The 17,390-nt window shown below is 61.0% G+C and carries 11 protein-coding genes; 5 read left to right on the top strand and 6 right to left on the bottom strand.

What is annotated here, in order from left to right:
* Positions 1-92: 92 nt before the first annotated feature.
* The 5 genes from CD351_RS00880 to CD351_RS15820 form a co-directional block, all read right to left on the bottom strand.
* Positions 93-1,118, bottom strand: coding sequence for a hypothetical protein (locus CD351_RS00880; protein WP_162627557.1), 1,026 nt, complete (start codon positions 1,116-1,118; stop codon positions 93-95).
* 240 nt (positions 1,119-1,358) lie between these two features.
* Positions 1,359-2,057, bottom strand: a complete 699-nt coding sequence (locus CD351_RS00875; RefSeq protein ID WP_111990874.1) for a hypothetical protein — start codon at positions 2,055-2,057, stop codon at positions 1,359-1,361.
* Positions 2,057-2,293, bottom strand: coding sequence for a helix-turn-helix transcriptional regulator (locus CD351_RS00870; protein ID WP_111993515.1), 237 nt, complete (start codon positions 2,291-2,293; stop codon positions 2,057-2,059). The genes CD351_RS00875 and CD351_RS00870 overlap by 1 nt, the downstream gene beginning before the upstream one ends.
* Entirely contained in the window at positions 2,293-2,844 is a 552-nt protein-coding gene (locus tag CD351_RS00865; RefSeq protein WP_234027178.1) for a DUF2975 domain-containing protein, read from the bottom strand. The genes CD351_RS00870 and CD351_RS00865 overlap by 1 nt, the downstream gene beginning before the upstream one ends.
* Before the next feature lie 25 nt (positions 2,845-2,869).
* Entirely contained in the window at positions 2,870-3,010 is a 141-nt protein-coding gene (locus tag CD351_RS15820) for a hypothetical protein (RefSeq protein ID WP_174214215.1), read from the bottom strand.
* Positions 3,011-3,506: 496 nt separating this feature from the next.
* Here CD351_RS15820 and rpoB point away from each other — a divergent pair, with 496 nt between their 5' ends.
* The 5 genes from rpoB (at position 3,507) to CD351_RS00840 (ending at position 15,874) form a co-directional block, all read left to right on the top strand.
* Entirely contained in the window at positions 3,507-7,709 is a 4,203-nt protein-coding gene (gene rpoB, locus CD351_RS00860; protein WP_111990872.1) for a DNA-directed RNA polymerase subunit beta, read from the top strand.
* 82 nt (positions 7,710-7,791) lie between these two features.
* Entirely contained in the window at positions 7,792-12,069 is a 4,278-nt protein-coding gene (rpoC, locus tag CD351_RS00855) for a DNA-directed RNA polymerase subunit beta' (RefSeq protein WP_111990871.1), read from the top strand.
* A 253-nt stretch (positions 12,070-12,322) separates the two neighbouring features.
* The gene (locus CD351_RS00850; protein ID WP_234027177.1) at positions 12,323-12,694 is read left to right on the top strand and encodes a DNA-directed RNA polymerase subunit beta'; all 372 of its coding nucleotides are present in this window, start codon (positions 12,323-12,325) and stop codon (positions 12,692-12,694) included.
* 42 nt (positions 12,695-12,736) lie between these two features.
* Positions 12,737-14,074 carry a glutamate--tRNA ligase gene (gene gltX, locus CD351_RS00845; protein WP_111990869.1) on the top strand — a complete coding sequence of 446 codons (1,338 nt, stop codon included), beginning with the start codon at positions 12,737-12,739 and terminating at the stop codon, positions 14,072-14,074.
* A 93-nt stretch (positions 14,075-14,167) separates the two neighbouring features.
* Positions 14,168-15,874: a SulP family inorganic anion transporter gene (locus CD351_RS00840; protein ID WP_111990868.1), complete on the top strand. Its 1,707-nt coding sequence runs from the start codon at positions 14,168-14,170 to the stop codon at positions 15,872-15,874.
* Between the two features lie 3 nt (positions 15,875-15,877).
* On the opposite strand, the gene pyk is transcribed toward CD351_RS00840, so the two are convergent.
* Positions 15,878-17,365, bottom strand: coding sequence for a pyruvate kinase (gene pyk, locus CD351_RS00835; RefSeq protein WP_111990867.1), 1,488 nt, complete (start codon positions 17,363-17,365; stop codon positions 15,878-15,880).
* Positions 17,366-17,390 lie beyond the last annotated feature (25 nt).

Genomic DNA, 17,390 nt, shown 5'->3' with positions numbered 1-17,390 from the left:
AGCAACTGTCTTGGACGGATGACTGCCTAAGCAATCGAGGCGGGCAAATAGCGGATCGGCGCGCGCAGTCAAGGGGGCATGGGCGGTGCCTCCTACTGTCCGCGAGCCTGGCGCGTCTTTTCAAGTTGGTCGAGCCATACCGACCACGCCGGACGCTCGCTGCCATCGGACCAGCGGCGAAGGCCTACCGTGGCGAGCCATTCCTCGAACCGGTCGGCAAAGGCGGGCAGGCCGGCGTCGCGCAGCGGCTCGGCTGACATCGCCGCAAGTTCGGGCGACCAGTCAAACAACTGAAACGCGGTCGCGGCGCGCATCTGGGGATCGGTGGCGAAGGTTTCACCAAAAAATTCGAAGAACGCCGCCTGATTGTCGAGCGAGCCGCCGATAACCGAGGGTCCGCCGGAGGGGCCGTAGCCGACCGGGCATCCCAGTTCCTGAAGGAATATCTCCCGGTCGCCCGCGTCAGCCTTCATCTGAGCGAGCCGCGCTTCCCAGTCCGCCTGGCCGGTGACGAATAGATCGGCGGTCAGGCAATAATAATTGAAACTCACGATATCCGCGCGTGATCGTACGGCTTCGAACAGATTGGGGATTTGTGCGGGGCCACCGATTGTAAAGGTGGCAGTCACGCCGATTTCCGGCATCTCGGTATTCCACTGATCCATCGCGTTGGAGTAAAAAGTCACCGCATCTGCTTCGGTCGCGCGCCCGTCCTCAATCGGCCCTAGCGGCTCGTTCGCGATTGAGAGAAGCCAGACGTCGCGCTGCTGTAGTTGCGGGCCGAGCCAGCCGAGAAACGCGGCAAATGCATCTGTCACTTCGGGCGAAGCCAGCGTCAGGCCGCTGCGCAGATCATTGCCATCCTGCAGGTATGAAGGCAGAGTCAGCCCGTCGCTGTCCAGCGTCGAAACGAGGACAACGACATTCATCCCGTCAAGGTTGGGATCCGCGAAAGCTTCGGCTAACGCATCGGCGTCGTACTGACCCTGAGCGGGTTCGAGGTCGGCCCAGTCGATCTGCACTCTCCCTATGCTGGCACCCGCCGCACGCGCCTGCGCATAGCTATCTTGCGCAATCTGCGAGCGTGCAGCGCCGAGTGGATCGAAGCCGGTGATCATGCCGAGATGCGGCCCGGCGGGAAGCCGCGGAAGGGATGCTGCGGAATTTGGAGACGGCGTGGGTGTTGGCGTGGGAAAAGGTTCGTTGATGCGAACCTCATCGACACCACACGCCGTGAGCAAGAGCGCCGAGCACGCCAGCGAAACTATCGAACGCCAAGGTGTCATAGCTTCACGATACACCAAACGACCCGCCATCGCAATTGCAAGGGCGGGCCGTTCGTCTCACAAGCGATGCAATCAGTCGGCTGGCGATCTCGCTCCATATGCATCGCGATCGATGCGGACTACAGGACCGCTGCGCATGAGCGCGACGCCGAGGGCTGCGAACCAGACGATCTGTCCCAGTCCAAAGATATCGACGAGATCCGACAGTGCCGGCACCACGGTTGCGATGCCGATTGCCCCGATGGCAATGCCGAAAAAACCAAGCGCCTTTCCGGTAAATCCAACACGCATCGCAATGGCGCTGACCAATGCCATCCAGACACCGCCGACCAGCTCGATCCCGCCGCCAAGTGCGTTCTGGATGATCGAGACCGCGCTCCAGGTGCTCTGCGCCACTTCGGGCGTTGTCTGTGCGAGTTCAGTTACGGTGTGCATTCCGACGATGCCGACAAATCCGCTGGCAAACAGTAGCGCCGCCCAGATCGCGCCGAACACTGCCGCAACATCGTTCCAGCCTCTCTCGATCGGCTGCTCATCGAGCCGCACGCGCAGCGCAATTGTAAGAACGCACAAGGCGCAGGCCGCCAGCGGATAAAGCGCGATGATTGCGGTCGAAAGCAGATGGACATTGTCCGCCACGAAAGCGAGTTCACCACCTGCGCCTTCGTAGCCCGTCCGATCGAGTACCCCGATGAACAGGGCGAACCCGAAGACGTATGACGCGGCGATGGCGAGCGCCGATACACCGCCCCATTTTTGGAGAGACCCCATCAGCCTTCCTTCCCGGCCTGAAAGCTCAAGAGGTCGCCCGGCTGGCATTCCAGCTCCCGGCAGATCGCGGCGAGGGTGGTGAAGCGGATCGCCTTGGCCTTGCCGGTTTTGAGGATTGACAGGTTGGCGAGGGTGAGGCCCACCCTTTCTGCCAATTCGGTCAGCGTCATACGGCGTTCGTGCAGCAGGTCGTCGAGCTTGACCATGATCGTTGCTCCTTCGTCGTCAGCAGGCATCACACGGTCCCTTCGAGATCTTCACGCATCGCTGCGCCATGTTTGAACACGCGGGCGAGGATGAAGAGCACGATCACCATCAGGATGCCTGTCAGGTCCAGGCCGACATCGATGGTGAATTCTGCGTGCTCCATCTCGTCAGCCCATTTCGCGAGCATCAGGCCAAATCCTGCGGCGGGGATGAGAAGAACCTGAATGCCAAGCATCAGCCACGCCATGATGTTCAATCGCTCGGCATTCTCCGGCACGAACGGGTCGCCTTCACCCACGCTCGAGATGATCGCGCGCAGTTTCCCAAAGAAAAGAAATGCGAGGAACATCGCAAAGAGGACGGTCACGATGAAGGCCAACATTGCGAAGGTGGGAAATGGTCCGATCGCGGTCGTTCCCTGCTCCGCGATTTCTGCGCTGATCTCGTCGCCGAAGAAGAGGAAGAGAGGAATCGCTATCGTCAGTGCCAATCCCCCGATAGCGAGACCAATCTGACCGATCACGGTGAGAACCTTGCCTGCCAGCAGCAGGAGGTCATTGGGTCGTTCGTATTTTGTCATGGTGTCTGCCCCTTTCTGTTCGCGCTCAGGCAAGCTCGGCCGAAACCAGCGACCCGTGTGCGGTGCTTGCCGATGCGGGCGGTACGGTAACGATGGCGCCGACCGAGGTGATCGTGAGGATCACAGCGGCGAAGACGGCGAGCGATTGATTAATGAAGCGGGTCATATCGTTCTCCTTTAAGGTGCATATTGAATTTCAATAATCTCTATCTAGGAGACCTGCGATTTATCGTCAATCAATAAATATTGAAAAACGATAAGTCCCTCTATGAAAAACAATAATTCCAACCATATCGGTATTCGATAAGCGACTGTGGCGGCGTTTGAGGGTGCGAGATGGATTTGATCGCTGCTGAGTCGAACCACGTCACGGCGCTGCTGCGCGCGGCGTTGACAAATCCAACATGGCTCTTAGATAGCCCTCACACGCCAGCTTCGAGCCGGACCGATTCATGCGCGGGGATCGGGCCAAGAATGGAAGCGGCGCTAGCCATATTCGCGACGATACAAGCTGCAACCGAAGCGGCCCGGTAGGGTGCGTTCCGGCGTGCGGCTTCTTTGCGTCGGATAGGGCCGGAACGCTCTCGCGTCACGAAACGTATTTATTTTTTGCGTGCGGGAAGCTTTCTCGTGCGCGCAGGCAAAAGAGGCAAATCTCTTCCATGGCAACCAAGGCGAAGACCCCGAACAAGGGGAAGGTCCGCAGCCGCAAGGCGCAAGGTACCGCTAAGAAGCGTATCCGCAAGATTTTCGGCGACATTCACGAAGTCGTCCAGATGCCCAACCTGATCGAAGTCCAGCGCGAGAGCTACGAACAGTTCCTGCGTTCGGACAAGGACACTGGCTATGTTTCGGGTCTTGAAAAGACCCTGCGCAGCGTCTTCCCGATCCGCGACTTTGCCGGCACCGCTGAACTCGACTTCGTGCATTACGAACTCGAAGAGCCGAAATACGACACGACCGAATGTCGCCAGCGCGGCATCACCTACGCAGCCCCGATGAAGGTGACGCTGCGCCTGATCGTGTTCGAGGTTGACCAGGAAACCGAAACCCGTTCCGTCCTCGATATCAAGGAGCAGGACGTGTACATGGGCGACATGCCGCTCATGACCGAGAACGGCACTTTCATCATCAACGGCACCGAGCGTGTGATCGTCTCGCAGATGCACCGTTCGCCCGGTGTGCTGTTCGACCACGATCGCGGCAAGACCCACTCGTCGGGTAAACTGCTGTTCGCCGCGCGCGTCATCCCTTATCGCGGTTCGTGGCTCGACTTCGAGTTCGACGCCAAGGACATCGTCAACGTCCGTATCGACCGCAAGCGCAAGCTGCCGGTCACCGCGCTGCTTTATGCTCTGGGCCTCGACAGCGAAGCGATCCTGCACCACTTCTACGACACCGTCGTTTGGGAGCGCGCCAAGGACGGGTGGAAGATTCCCTTCCTCGCCGAACAATGGCGCGGTCAAAAGCCGACCTTCGGCCTAGTCGATGCCAAGACCGGTGAGGAAGTCTTCCCGGCTGGAACCAAGATCAGCCCGCGCGCTGCCAACAAGGCGGCCAAGGACGGTCTTGAGACCCTGCTCCTTCCGACCGAAGAAGTCGTCAGCCGCTACGCCGCCAACGACATGATCGATGAGAGCACGGGCCGCATCTATATCGAAGCGGGTGACGAGATCACGCTTGAGCACGTCGAAACCTTCGACAACGCCGGCATCGACAGTCTCGAACTGCTCGACATCGACGAGGTCAACACCGGCCCGTGGATCCGCAACACGCTCAAGGTCGACAAGGCCGAAAACCGCGATGAGGGCCTTGAGGCCATCTACAAGGTGATGCGTCCGGGCGAACCGCCGACCAAGGAAACCGCAGAAGCGCTCTTCGAAGGCCTGTTCTTCGATGGCGAGCGCTACGACCTTTCCGCCGTTGGCCGCGTGAAGCTCAACATGCGCCTCGAACTCGATGCCGAAGACACCGTGACCACTTTGCGCAAGGAAGACATCCTTGCCGTGGTCAAGGAGCTGGTCGGCCTGAAGGACGGCAAGGGCGAAGTTGACGATATCGACAACCTCGGCAACCGCCGCGTGCGTTCGGTCGGTGAGCTGCTGGAAAACCAGTACCGCGTCGGCCTCCTGCGTATGGAACGCGCAGTCAAGGAGCGCATGAGCAGTGTCGATGTATCGACCGTCATGCCCAACGACCTCATCAACGCAAAGCCGGCTGTGGCTGCTGTTCGCGAATTCTTCGGCTCTTCACAGCTGTCGCAGTTCATGGACCAGACCAACCCGCTTTCGGAAGTCACTCACAAGCGCCGCGTTTCGGCGCTTGGCCCGGGTGGTCTGACGCGTGAGCGCGCAGGCTTCGAAGTCCGCGACGTTCACCCGACGCACTATGGTCGTATCTGCCCGATTGAAACGCCGGAAGGCCCGAATATCGGCCTCATCAACTCGCTGGCCTCGTTCAGCCGGGTCAACAAGTACGGCTTCATCGAAACGCCATACCGCAAGGTCGAGGGCAACAAGGTCACGGGCGACGTGATTTACCTGTCCGCCATGGAAGAGCAGAAGCACACCGTTGCGCAGGCTTCGGCTGAGCTCAACGATGACGGCTCCTTTGTCGAAGACCTGATCTCGGCTCGCCAGTCGGGCGACAACCTGATGGCGCCGAACGACCAGATCACGCTGATGGACGTTAGCCCCAAGCAGCTTGTTTCGGTCGCAGCCTCGCTCATTCCGTTCCTCGAAAACGATGACGCCAACCGCGCGCTGATGGGCTCGAACATGCAGCGCCAGGCGGTGCCGCTTGTGAAGGCTGAGGCACCGTGGGTCGGCACCGGCATGGAAGAGACCGTGGCGCGCGATTCGGGCGCTGCTATCGCTGCCAAGCGCGGCGGGATCGTCGACCAGGTCGATGCAACCCGTATCGTGATCCGCGCCATCGGAGATGTCGAACCCGGCCAGTCGGGCGTCGACATCTACACGCTGCAGAAGTTCCAGCGTTCGAACCAGAACACCTGCATCAATCAGCGTCCGCTGGTGAAGGTGGGTGAGACGATCGAACCGGGCGATATCATCGCTGACGGTCCTTCGACGGATCTGGGCGAGCTGGCGCTGGGCAAGAACAGCCTCGTCGCCTTCATGCCCTGGAACGGATACAACTACGAAGACTCCATCCTCATTTCCGAGCGTATCGTGAAGGACGATGTCTTCACCTCGATCCATATCGAGGAATTCGAAGTCATGGCTCGCGACACGAAGCTTGGGCCGGAAGACATCACCCGCGACATCCCCAATGTCGGCGAGGAAGCCCTGCGCAACCTCGACGAGGCGGGCATCGTCTATATCGGTGCAGAAGTGCATCCGGGCGATATTCTGGTCGGCAAGATCACGCCGAAGGGCGAAAGCCCGATGACGCCGGAAGAAAAGCTTCTGCGCGCCATCTTCGGTGAAAAGGCTTCGGATGTTCGCGATACCTCGCTGCGTCTGCCGCCGGGTGTTGCCGGCACGATCGTCGAAGTTCGCGTGTTCAACCGCCACGGTATCGAGATCGACGACCGTACGCGTGCGATCCAGAACGAAGAGATCGAGCGCCTTCGCAAAGACGCGGCTGACGAACGCAACATCCTCAACCGTGCGACCTACAACCGTTTGCGCGACATGCTGCTCGGCCAGACCGCTTCGGCTGCGCCCAAGGGCGTGAAGAAGGGTTCCGAGATCACCGAAGAGGTGCTTGAGGAAGTCGAACGTCACGAATGGTTCAAGTTCGCAGTTGCCGACGATGGTCGCCAGGCCCAGATCGAAGCGATCAAGTCGCAATATGACGAGAGCGCCAAGATGATCGACGACAAGTTCGAAGATCGTAAGGAAAAGCTTGAGCGTGGTGACGAGCTGGCTCCTGGCGTCCTCAAGATGGTCAAGGTCTTCGTCGCGGTGAAGCGCAAGCTGCAGCCGGGCGACAAGATGGCCGGACGTCACGGGAACAAGGGTGTGATTTCACGCATCCTGCCGATCGAGGACATGCCGTTCCTCGAAGACGGTACGCCGGTCGATCTCGTGCTGAACCCGCTGGGTGTGCCTTCGCGTATGAATGTCGGGCAGATCTTCGAAACCCACCTTGGTTTCGCAGCGCGTGGCCTTGGCATGGATATCGCTGACAAGCTTGAGGAATGGCACGCCGCCAACCCGAACGCCAAACAGGACTACGCCAGTGCGAAGCCTCCTGAAGCGGTCGTGGAGCGTCTCAAGGACGTCTATGGCGAGCAGTATTTCGAAGACCTCGAAAGCCGCTCGACCGCTGGCATCGTTGAGCTTGCGCAGAACCTGAGTGCCGGTGTCCCGATGGGTACGCCAGTGTTCGATGGCGCGCGTGAGCAGGACGTGACCGACATGCTGGTCAAGGCAAACATCCACAGCTCCGGTCAGTCGGTGCTGTTCGATGGCCGCACCGGCGAAGCGTTCGACCGCAAGGTAACCGTGGGCATCATCTACATGCTCAAGCTCCACCACCTTGTCGACGATAAGATCCACGCTCGCTCGATCGGCCCATACTCGCTCGTCACCCAGCAGCCGCTGGGCGGTAAGGCGCAGTTCGGTGGACAGCGCTTCGGCGAGATGGAGGTCTGGGCCCTTCAGGCATACGGCGCAGCCTACACCTTGCAGGAAATGCTCACCGTCAAGTCAGACGACGTCGTTGGCCGGACCAAGGTCTACGAAGCGATCGTCAAGGGCGACGACACCTTTGAGGCCGGCATTCCGGAGAGCTTCAACGTTCTCGTCAAGGAAATGCGCTCGCTGGGTATGAACGTCGAACTCAAGTCGCTGTCTGACGGCGACGAGAGCGACGATGAGTGGCCGGAGGCAGCGGAATAAGGGGAACGGGGCCCAGGCTAGTTATTGGGCCCCTCCCACTTTCCGCCACCCAAGAGAATTCACCCCCCGAGGGAACTAAGTCATGAACGAACTGACCAAATTCACCAACCAGCTGGCTAAGCCGGAAACCTTCGACCAGATCCAGATCGGCATCGCCTCGCCAGAGCGCATCCGTTCGTGGTCTTTCGGCGAGATCAAGAAGCCGGAGACCATCAACTACCGCACGTTCAAGCCTGAGCGTGACGGCCTGTTCTGTGCGCGCATCTTCGGTCCGGTGAAGGACTACGAATGCCTGTGCGGCAAATACAAGCGCATGAAGTACAAGGGCGTCGTGTGCGAAAAGTGCGGCGTTGAAGTCACCGTCACCAAGGTGCGCCGTGAGCGTATGGGCCACATCGAGCTCGCTGCTCCTGTCGCTCACATCTGGTATCTGAAGTCGCTGCCTTCGCGCATTGGCCTCTTGCTCGACATCCAGTTGAAGCAGCTTGAGCGCATCCTCTACTTCGAAAGCTATGTCGTGATCGAGCCGGGTCTGACCCCGCTTGAGAAATTCCAGCTGCTGACCGAGGACGAACTGCTCGAAGCGCAGGACGAATATGGCGAAGACGCCTTCTCTGCCGATATCGGTGCCGAAGCAGTCAAGGTCATGCTGATGGATCTCGACCTTGAGCAGGAGCGTGAAGACCTTCTGGAAGAGCTCGCGACCACCAAGTCCGCACTCAAGCCCAAGAAGATCATCAAGCGCCTGAAGGTCGTCGAAAGCTTCATCGATTCGGGCAACCGTCCCGAATGGATGATCCTCGAAGTGATCCCGGTCATCCCACCCGAACTGCGCCCGTTGGTGCCGCTGGACGGTGGCCGTTTCGCGACGTCCGATCTCAACGATCTCTATCGCCGCGTGATCAACCGTAACAACCGTTTGAAGCGGCTCATTGAGCTGCGCGCGCCGGACATCATTGTCCGTAACGAAAAGCGTATGCTTCAGGAAGCCGTTGATGCGCTGTTCGACAATGGTCGCCGTGGCCGCGTCATCACGGGTGCCAACAAGCGTCCGCTCAAGTCGCTGTCCGACATGCTCAAGGGCAAGCAGGGCCGCTTCCGCCAGAACCTTCTGGGTAAGCGCGTCGACTATTCGGGCCGTTCGGTCATCGTGACCGGTCCGGAACTCAAGCTGCACCAGTGCGGCCTGCCGAAGAAGATGGCGCTCGAACTGTTCAAGCCGTTCATCTACGCCCGCCTCGATGCCAAGGGTCTCTCGATGACCCTCAAGCAGGCGAAGAAGTGGGTCGAGAAGGAGCGCAAGGAAGTCTGGGATATCCTGGATGAAGTCATCCGCGAGCACCCGGTTCTGCTGAACCGCGCTCCGACGCTTCACCGTCTCGGCATTCAGGCGTTCGAGCCTGTGCTGATCGAAGGAAAGGCCATCCAGCTTCACCCGCTCGTCTGCTCGGCCTTCAACGCCGACTTTGACGGTGACCAGATGGCGGTTCACGTGCCGCTTTCGCTGGAAGCCCAGCTCGAAGCGCGCGTGCTGATGATGTCGACCAACAACATCCTCTCGCCCGCCAACGGCAAGCCGATCATCGTGCCTTCGCAGGACATGGTTCTGGGTCTCTATTACCTCTCGATGGAACGTCAGGAAAAGACGCCTGAGTACCTCGAGAACGAAGATGGCTCGAAGGTCGAGAAGCTGCCGCGCTTTGCCGACATGGCCGAAGTGCACCATGCGCTCGAAACCAAGGCTGTCACGCTGCACACGAAGATCCTCGCCCGCGTTCCGCAGGCCGATGAGGATGGCAACATCGTGATGAAGCGCTTCGAGACGACGCCGGGCCGTATGCTGATCGGCGAGTGTCTGCCCAAGAACCACAAGGTGCCCTACGACATCATCAACCGCCTTCTCACCAAGAAGGATATCGGTGACGTAATCGACGAGGTGTATCGTCACACGGGGCAAAAGGACACCGTGCTGTTCGCCGACGCCATCATGGTGCTTGGCTTCCGCAACGCGTTCAAGGCCGGCATCTCCTTCGGTAAGGATGACATGATCATTCCTGACGCGAAGATTCCGTTGGTCGAAGAAACCAAGAGCCTCGTTGCTGACTATGAGCAGCAGTATCAGGACGGTCTCATCACCCAGCAGGAAAAGTACAACAAGGTCATCGACGCCTGGAGCCGTTGCGGCGACCAGGTGGCCGACGCCATGATGGAGGAGATCAAGGCGCAGCCGATCGACGACGACGGCAAGCAGGCGCAGATCAACTCGATCTACATGATGAGCCACTCGGGTGCGCGTGGTTCGCCAGCGCAGATGAAGCAGCTCGCCGGTATGCGCGGCCTGATGGCCAAGCCGTCGGGTGAGATCATCGAGACCCCGATCATCTCGAACTTCAAGGAAGGCCTGACCGTTCTTGAATACTTCAACTCGACCCACGGCGCTCGTAAAGGCCTCGCGGATACCGCACTCAAAACGGCAAACTCGGGTTATCTGACCCGCCGTCTGGTCGACGTGTCGCAGGACTGCGTCATCGTCGAAGATGACTGCAAGACCGAGAACGCGCTTGAAATGCGTGCGATCGTTCAGGGCGGTAGTGTCATCGCTTCGCTGGGTGAGCGTATCCTTGGTCGTACGGTTGCCGAAGACATCCTCAACGCAGCCACCGACGAAGTGATCGTCAAAGCCGGGACGCTGATCGATGAACCGATGGTCAAGCTGATCGAGGAAGCCGAAGTTCAGTCCGCAAAGATCCGTTCGCCGCTCGTTTGCGAGAGCGATCAGGGTGTCTGCGCGACCTGCTACGGCCGTGACCTTGCGCGCGGTACTCCGGTGAATATCGGCGAAGCTGTCGGCGTTATCGCTGCACAGTCGATCGGTGAGCCGGGCACGCAGCTGACCATGCGTACCTTCCACATCGGTGGTGCGGCGCAGCTCAACGAAACCTCGCATCTTGAAGCCATCTCGGACGGCAAGATCGAACTTCGTGACATGCCGACGATCACCGACAAGAAGGGCCGCATCCTCTCGCTCGCCCGTAACGGTGAGATCGCCGTGATCGACGCCGAGGGCCGTGAGCGTGAAATGCACAAGGTGCCTTACGGTACCGTGCTCATGTTCAAGCATGGTGCGAAGGTGAAGGAAGGCGACCGTCTCGCTGAGTGGGACCCGTTCACCCTTCCGATCATCACCGAGCAATCGGGCGTCGTGAAGTATCAGGACCTGGTCGAAGGCATGACGCTCGAAGAGCAGACTGACGATGCAACCGGTATCGCTCAGCGTGTGGTGACCGAAAACCGCGCAACCGGCCGCAAGAAGAAGGAAGAGCTGCGTCCGCGCATGACTCTTCTCGGCGAAGGTCAGACCGATGCCGACGAAACCGAAGCGCAGCGCTACATGCTCGCTCCGGGCACGACGCTTTCGGTCGAGGATGGTCAGCAGGTCGAGGCCGGTGACATTCTTGCACGTGCTTCGCGTGAAGCCGCCAAGACCCGCGACATCACCGGTGGTCTGCCGCGTGTTGCTGAACTGTTCGAGGCGCGTCTGCCGAAGGACATGTCGGTCATCGCCAAGATTTCGGGCAAGATCGAATTCGTTCGCGAATACAAGGCGAAGCGCAAGATTGCGATCGTGCCCGAGGAAGGTGATGCAGTCGAGTACCTGATCCCCAAGACCAAGGTGATCGACGTGCAGGAAGGCGACTTCGTGAAGAAGGGTGACACCCTGATTTCCGGTTCGCCCAACCCGCACGACATCCTCGAAGTCATGGGCGTCGAGGCACTGGCCGAATATCTCGTCAACGAGATTCAGGAAGTCTACCGACTGCAGGGCGTGAAGATCAACGACAAGCACATCGAGGTGATCGTTCGCCAGATGCTGCAGAAGGTTGAGATCACCAATGGCGGCGACACCGTACTGCTTCCGGGCGAACAGGTTGATCGCGAAGAAATGGACGAAGCCAATGCCAAGCTCGGCAAGGGCAAGCAGCCCGCTGAAGGCACGCCGATCCTGCTGGGCATCACCAAGGCGTCGCTGCAGACCCGCAGCTTCATCTCGGCAGCCTCGTTCCAGGAAACGACGCGCGTTCTCACCCAGGCCTCGGTCGAGGGCAAGAAGGACACGCTGATCGGTCTGAAGGAAAACGTGATCGTGGGCCGTCTCATCCCCGCCGGTACCGGCGCGGGCATGAACCGGATGCGCGTCACCGCGACCAGTCGCGACGCTGCGCTCAAGGCTCAGTGGAAGAAGCAGCAGGATGCGCTCGCCGCAGAAAATGCGTCCGAGCCTGAGCCAGCAGCCGACGCGGTTCCTTCGGAAGAAGCGATGAAGGCAGCCATGGGCGGCTCTGGAGACGCAGCCGAATAAGGCCGCAGCTTCGAACCTGACACAAAGACCCCGCCGGGAGCGCATGCTTTCGGCGGGGTTTTTTGTGCGCCCCATCAGCTGGATCGCATTGGAACGGCACGAAGCGTGTGCACGACCCGATATATTGCTATTGCGAAGCGCTCGCAATTAAGTAGAGTGGGCATGCCCATTGGAAAGGAATCGGATGCCCAACAGCCAGTCTTCGTCCGCCGCCGCACGCGCCACAATCACCGCGCTCGCAAGGCCTGCCCGCATGAGCGAACACGGGCCCATAGCCGCGCGCTTCGTCTATTCGCTGCGGCTTATCGCGATGCATGAGAGGGTGAACCGCGACCCAGTGCCCGAACTGGCCCGGCGGCTGGGCGGGGTGGAGATCGCGGCAAAGTCGCTTGCCCTTGCAGGAGACATTCAGGCGACCTGGCCGGAAGACATTCGCATCGGCTGTTTCTGCTGCGACTTCCTGAGCCACGACGAAGCCACGATTGCCGCGATGATCGATTGCGCGAGCGCATGCGACCGGGCCGGTTTCGAGCGAGCGGTTCACGGATTCATACGTCACGAGCGTACCTATCGCCTATGGGACGGCGTGCTCGGCCTGATCGCAGCGGAGGCTCGCTCCCACTGAATGTCTTGCGAGCCGCAGCCGCGCGCTCTAACGGCTAGCGCCATGAATGCCAGCGTCTCCACCACTCGCTTCGCCCCTTCGCCGACCGGTCGGCTGCATGTCGGCAATATCCGCACCGCGCTCCATAACTGGATGATCGCCGAGAAGTCGGGCGGCACTTTCGTGCTGCGCATCGACGACACCGATGCCGAGCGTTCGAAAGAGGAATATGTCGAGGCGATCCGCGCAGATCTCGCGTGGCTCGGCATCGAGGCGGATCGTGAAGAGCGCCAGTCCGCGCGCCTCGTCGCTTATCAGGCGGCGTTCGACACATTGCGCGAGGCGGGCCGTATCTACCCTGCTTACGAAACCCAGCAGGAGCTTGAGCTCAAGCGCAAGGTTCAGCTTGGTCGTGGCAAGCCGCCGATCTATGACCGCGGGGCGCTCAATCTCACGGATGATGAGCGCGCGGCCAAGGAAACCGAAGGCATCTCGCCTCACTGGCGCTTCAAGCTTGACCATGATCAGCCGATCGAGTGGGAGGACGGCGTACGCGGCAGGCAGAAGTTCGACCCCGCGCAGCTTTCCGATCCGGTGATCCGGCGCGCCGACGGGTCGTGGCTCTACATGCTGCCGAGCACGGTCGACGATATCGACATGGGGATCACACAGGTTCTGCGCGGCGAGGACCATGTTTCCAACACTGCGGTCCAGATCCAGATGTTCACCGCGATGGGGGCTGAACCGCCCGCCTTCGCGCACGAGGCTTTGCTGGTCGGCAAGGAGGGCAAGCTTTCGAAGCGGCTCGGCTCGCTGGGCTGTGATGCGTTTCGGGAGCGCGGGATCGAACCCGAGGCGATCATCGCGCTGCTGGCGCGCCTTGGCACTTCGCTCCCGGTGGAGCCGATTGCGAACCGCGCAAAGCTGCTCGAGACTTTCGACCTTTCCACCTTTGGCCGCGCGCCAGCGAAGTTCGACGATGCCGAGCTTGAGCGCGTCAACACCGCCATCGTCCACGCAATGCCCTATGATGCGGTGAAAGACCGCCTGCCCGATGGTATGGACGAGGCCGGGTGGCACGCCGTCCAGCCCAATGTATCGACCATTGGCGAAGTGGGCGAATGGTGGCGGCTGGTCACCGGCCCGATCGACCAGCCCGAATTCACGGACGACGATCGCGAGTATCTTGCCGATGCGGCGCAAGCGCTGGAATGGGGCGAAGATCCCTGGGGCGCGCTGACTGCGATGCTCAAGGAGAAGACAGGGCGCAAAGGCAAGACCCTGTTCCTCCCGCTGCGTCAGGCGCTCACCGGCATGAACCACGGCCCCGACATGGGCGAATTGCTGCCCCTGATCGGCGAGGCCGAAGCGCGCGCGCGTCTGGAACGCGCATCTGCGTAAGCTCGCGCTGGCGAGGAACCGGACATTTCGGAACAGGCGCTGCGGGCCATGCGTTGAAGGGGTGATGATCGAACTCTTCCGTCCTGCCCTATAATGGCCAATCCGCTGATCCCGAACCTGTCGAGCCTGAAGGGCTATGGGGGTAGAACCGCGCTTTCCGATGGCATTGCAGGCACGATCCTCGCGATCCTGCTGGTCCCGCAGGCAATGGCCTATGCTCAGCTGGCAGGACTGCCGCCGCAGGCAGGGCTCTATGCAGCATTGGTGCCGCCGGTGCTCTATCTCCTGTTCGGGACCAGCCCGTTCGTATCGGTCGGCCCTGTCGCGCTGATATCGCTCGTGATCGCAGAGGCGGCGAGCGGGTCGGATGTCGAAGTCGTCGAGGCCGCAGCAATTGTCGGGATTGAGGCCGGGATAATCCTGGCGGCGATCGGCGCATTGCGGCTTGGAAGGATGGTCAATTTCATTAGTGAGCCGGTGCTCCTCGGTTTCACCGCAGCCGTGGCCATCCTGATCTTCACGAGCCAGCTTCCCACCCTCATCGGGACCGACCCGGACCGCGCCGGCAACCTCCCCGATGCGCTCTCCGCCATCTGGGCGGTGCTTCCCGAATGGAACGCGACCACCGCCGCCATCGGGACAACGGCGCTCGCCTTCCTGCTCCTGTTCAACTGGCTTGCAGCGCCTGCGCTCTGGAAGATCGGCGTGCGTCCGCCGTGGCGACAGGCCATTGCCAAGTCGCTGCCGCTTCTGGTGGTGATCGGATGCGCGGTCGCTGCGAGCCTTGTCGGCGGCGGTGTCGCGCGCGTATCGCCGCCTTCAGGAAAATTGCCAAGCATCACCATGCCCCCGCTGGACCCGCAACTATGGCTGCAATTCGCGCCGAGCGCGCTTGCCGTGGCGGTGGTCATCTTTGCGACCGCCACAGCCGTTGCCAAGTCGCTCGCAGGTGCCGACCGCTCACGGCTCGATACAAGCCGGGAGGCCGTGGCGCTGGGTCTTGGCAATATTGGCGCATCGCTGACCGGGGGTTATGCGGTCAGCGCCAGCCTCAGCCGTTCGGCACTTGTCGAGGATAGCGGCGGCAAGACACCGGTCGCACATGTGATCGGGGCAGCGCTGGTGCTCGCAGTGATCCTGTTTTTCGCGCCGATCCTTGCATACCTGCCCGAAACCGCGCTGGCGGCATTGGTGATCAGCGCCGTGTTCGGCCTGATCAAACCGCGCGAGATGAAAAAGGTCTGGGCTCATGACCGTCTTGAAGGGGTGGTCATCGGGGTCAGTTTCGCCGCTACGCTTTTGCTTGGCGTCATGATCGGCCTTGCGGTGGGCGCTCTGGCTGGCCTCGCGCACCATCTGTGGATCTCGTCGCTCCCTCGCATCACGCGCGTCGACAGCAACGATGGCGGTCGCAGTTTCCGTTCGACCGAGCGCGATGAGGTTGAACTCAAGACGCTCCCGATTCTGATCCTGCGGATCGACCGTTCGCTCTTTTTCGCCAACGCCGCATTTGTCGAAGACGCGATATTTGCGATGCTGGACGATCATGAGGAGGTGACCTGCCTCGTGCTCGATATGCGCGCTGTCAATGCGGTCGATGCAAGCGGAGCGGCGATGATGCAGCGTCTGACACAGCGCCTGTATGAACGCGGTGTCGCGATCCATTTCGCGGCAGTGCATCGGCCCGTGCAGGACCGGCTCTCTCGGCTCGATAGCCGCAAGTGCCAGTTCCACCTCACCGTGGCCGATGCCATGGAAAGCTGCGGCGCGCCTCAGGTCGGGCTGATCGCGCCGAGCTGACGGTTACTTCTGGTGCTTTTCGAGCTCGTCGCCAGCAAGCGTCACGACGTGCAGCAAGTTGGTCGCCCCCGGCGTTCCGAACGGCACACCGGCAAGCACGACCTGCTTCGACCCCGCCGTGCCGAAACCGTGACGCAAGGCCATGCGCTTTCCCTTGGCGATCATCTCTTCAAAGCTGCCGATATCGCGTGTAACGACCGCATGCGCGCCCCACAGCAGCGCAACCCGGCGCGCGGTGCGCATGCTGGGGGTGAGCACCAGCATCGGCGTACCGGGCCGCTCACGCGCAACGCGGCGGGCGGTCGAGCCGGACGAGGTGAAGACCGTTATCGCGCTGATCGGGACGGTGTCCGCGATGGTCATGCATGAATGTGCAAGCGCGTCTGACGTGGTCGCATCGGGCGGAGTGTCGAGCATGCGAATACGTTCACGATAGCCATCGTCGCGTTCCACCTGTGCCGCGATCTTGTGCATCATCGTGACCGATTCCTCGGGCCAGTCTCCGGCTGCGCTTTCCGCGCTCAGCATCACCGCATCCGCGCCGTCATAGACCGCATTGGCGACGTCTGAGACTTCCGCGCGGGTCGGCATCGGGCTTTCAATCATGCTTTCGAGCATCTGGGTCGCAACGATCACCGGCTTGCCCGCACTGCGGCTGGCAGCAACGATGCGCTTTTGCAGCGGCGGGACTTCGTGCGGTTCAAGCTCCACGCCCAGGTCGCCGCGCGCGACCATGATCGCATCGGATAGCTCGATAATCTCCTCGAGCCACCCGATTGCCTGCGGCTTTTCGATCTTGGCGCACAGGGCAGGGCGGTGGCCCCCGGCAGCGTGCGACGCGATCAGCTTGCGCGCTTCGGCAAGGTCGGCGGGCCGCTGGACAAAGCTCAGCGCGATCCAGTCGACGCTGTGTTCTACCGCGAAGGCGAGGTCTTTCTTGTCCTTGTCGGTGAGCGCGGGGATCGGGACTTCGGCATCGGGCACGTTGACGCCCTTGCGGTCCGAAATGACGCCGCCGACCTCTGCGCTGCAGAAGATTCTGTCCTCGTCGGCTTCCTTGACCACGAGGCGAATCTTGCCGTCATTGATGAGGAGGCGCTGGCCGCGCTCCATGATGCCGAACAGTTCAGGATGAGGCAGGCACACGCGCGTTTCGTCGCCCGGCGTGTCATCCCGGTCGAGCGTGAAATGCCCCGAATGGCGAAGCACCGCCTGGCCGTCCTTGAACGGCCCGACGCGCAGCTTTGGCCCCTGAAGGTCGGCGAGGATCGCGATCGGGCGCGCGAATTCCTTTTCCAGCGCGCGAATGGCGGCGATCGCCTTAGCATGGTCGGCATGTTCGCCGTGGCTCATATTCACGCGGAATGCATCGGCCCCCGCCTTGAACAGTTTGCGCAGCATTTCGGGTGAGCGGCTGGCCGGGCCGATCGTCGCCAGAATCTTGACCTTGCGGCCGCGCGGGTCGATCCGAGTGTTATCGCGTTTTGACATGGTATCCCTGATCCCGTTTGCGCTG

The sequence above is a fragment of the Erythrobacter sp. KY5 genome, assembly GCF_003264115.1.
Taxonomy (GTDB): domain Bacteria; phylum Pseudomonadota; class Alphaproteobacteria; order Sphingomonadales; family Sphingomonadaceae; genus Erythrobacter.
Note: the sequence above shows the minus strand (reverse complement) of the source record. Positions and strands in the feature narration are given on the sequence as shown.

Coding starts and splice junctions, on each gene's coding strand:
- CD351_RS00850 (WP_234027177.1), top strand. CDS start 12,323: ATGAGCGAACACGGGCCCATAGCCGCGCGCTTCGTCTATTCGCTGCGG.
- rpoB (WP_111990872.1), top strand. CDS start 3,507: ATGGCAACCAAGGCGAAGACCCCGAACAAGGGGAAGGTCCGCAGCCGC.
- CD351_RS00880 (WP_162627557.1), bottom strand. CDS start 1,118: ATGATCACCGGCTTCGATCCACTCGGCGCTGCACGCTCGCAGATTGCG.
- CD351_RS00865 (WP_234027178.1), bottom strand. CDS start 2,844: ATGACAAAATACGAACGACCCAATGACCTCCTGCTGCTGGCAGGCAAG.
- CD351_RS00875 (WP_111990874.1), bottom strand. CDS start 2,057: ATGGGGTCTCTCCAAAAATGGGGCGGTGTATCGGCGCTCGCCATCGCC.
- CD351_RS15820 (WP_174214215.1), bottom strand. CDS start 3,010: ATGACCCGCTTCATTAATCAATCGCTCGCCGTCTTCGCCGCTGTGATC.
- gltX (WP_111990869.1), top strand. CDS start 12,737: ATGAATGCCAGCGTCTCCACCACTCGCTTCGCCCCTTCGCCGACCGGT.
- CD351_RS00870 (WP_111993515.1), bottom strand. CDS start 2,293: ATGCCTGCTGACGACGAAGGAGCAACGATCATGGTCAAGCTCGACGAC.
- rpoC (WP_111990871.1), top strand. CDS start 7,792: ATGAACGAACTGACCAAATTCACCAACCAGCTGGCTAAGCCGGAAACC.
- CD351_RS00840 (WP_111990868.1), top strand. CDS start 14,168: ATGGCCAATCCGCTGATCCCGAACCTGTCGAGCCTGAAGGGCTATGGG.
- pyk (WP_111990867.1), bottom strand. CDS start 17,365: ATGTCAAAACGCGATAACACTCGGATCGACCCGCGCGGCCGCAAGGTC.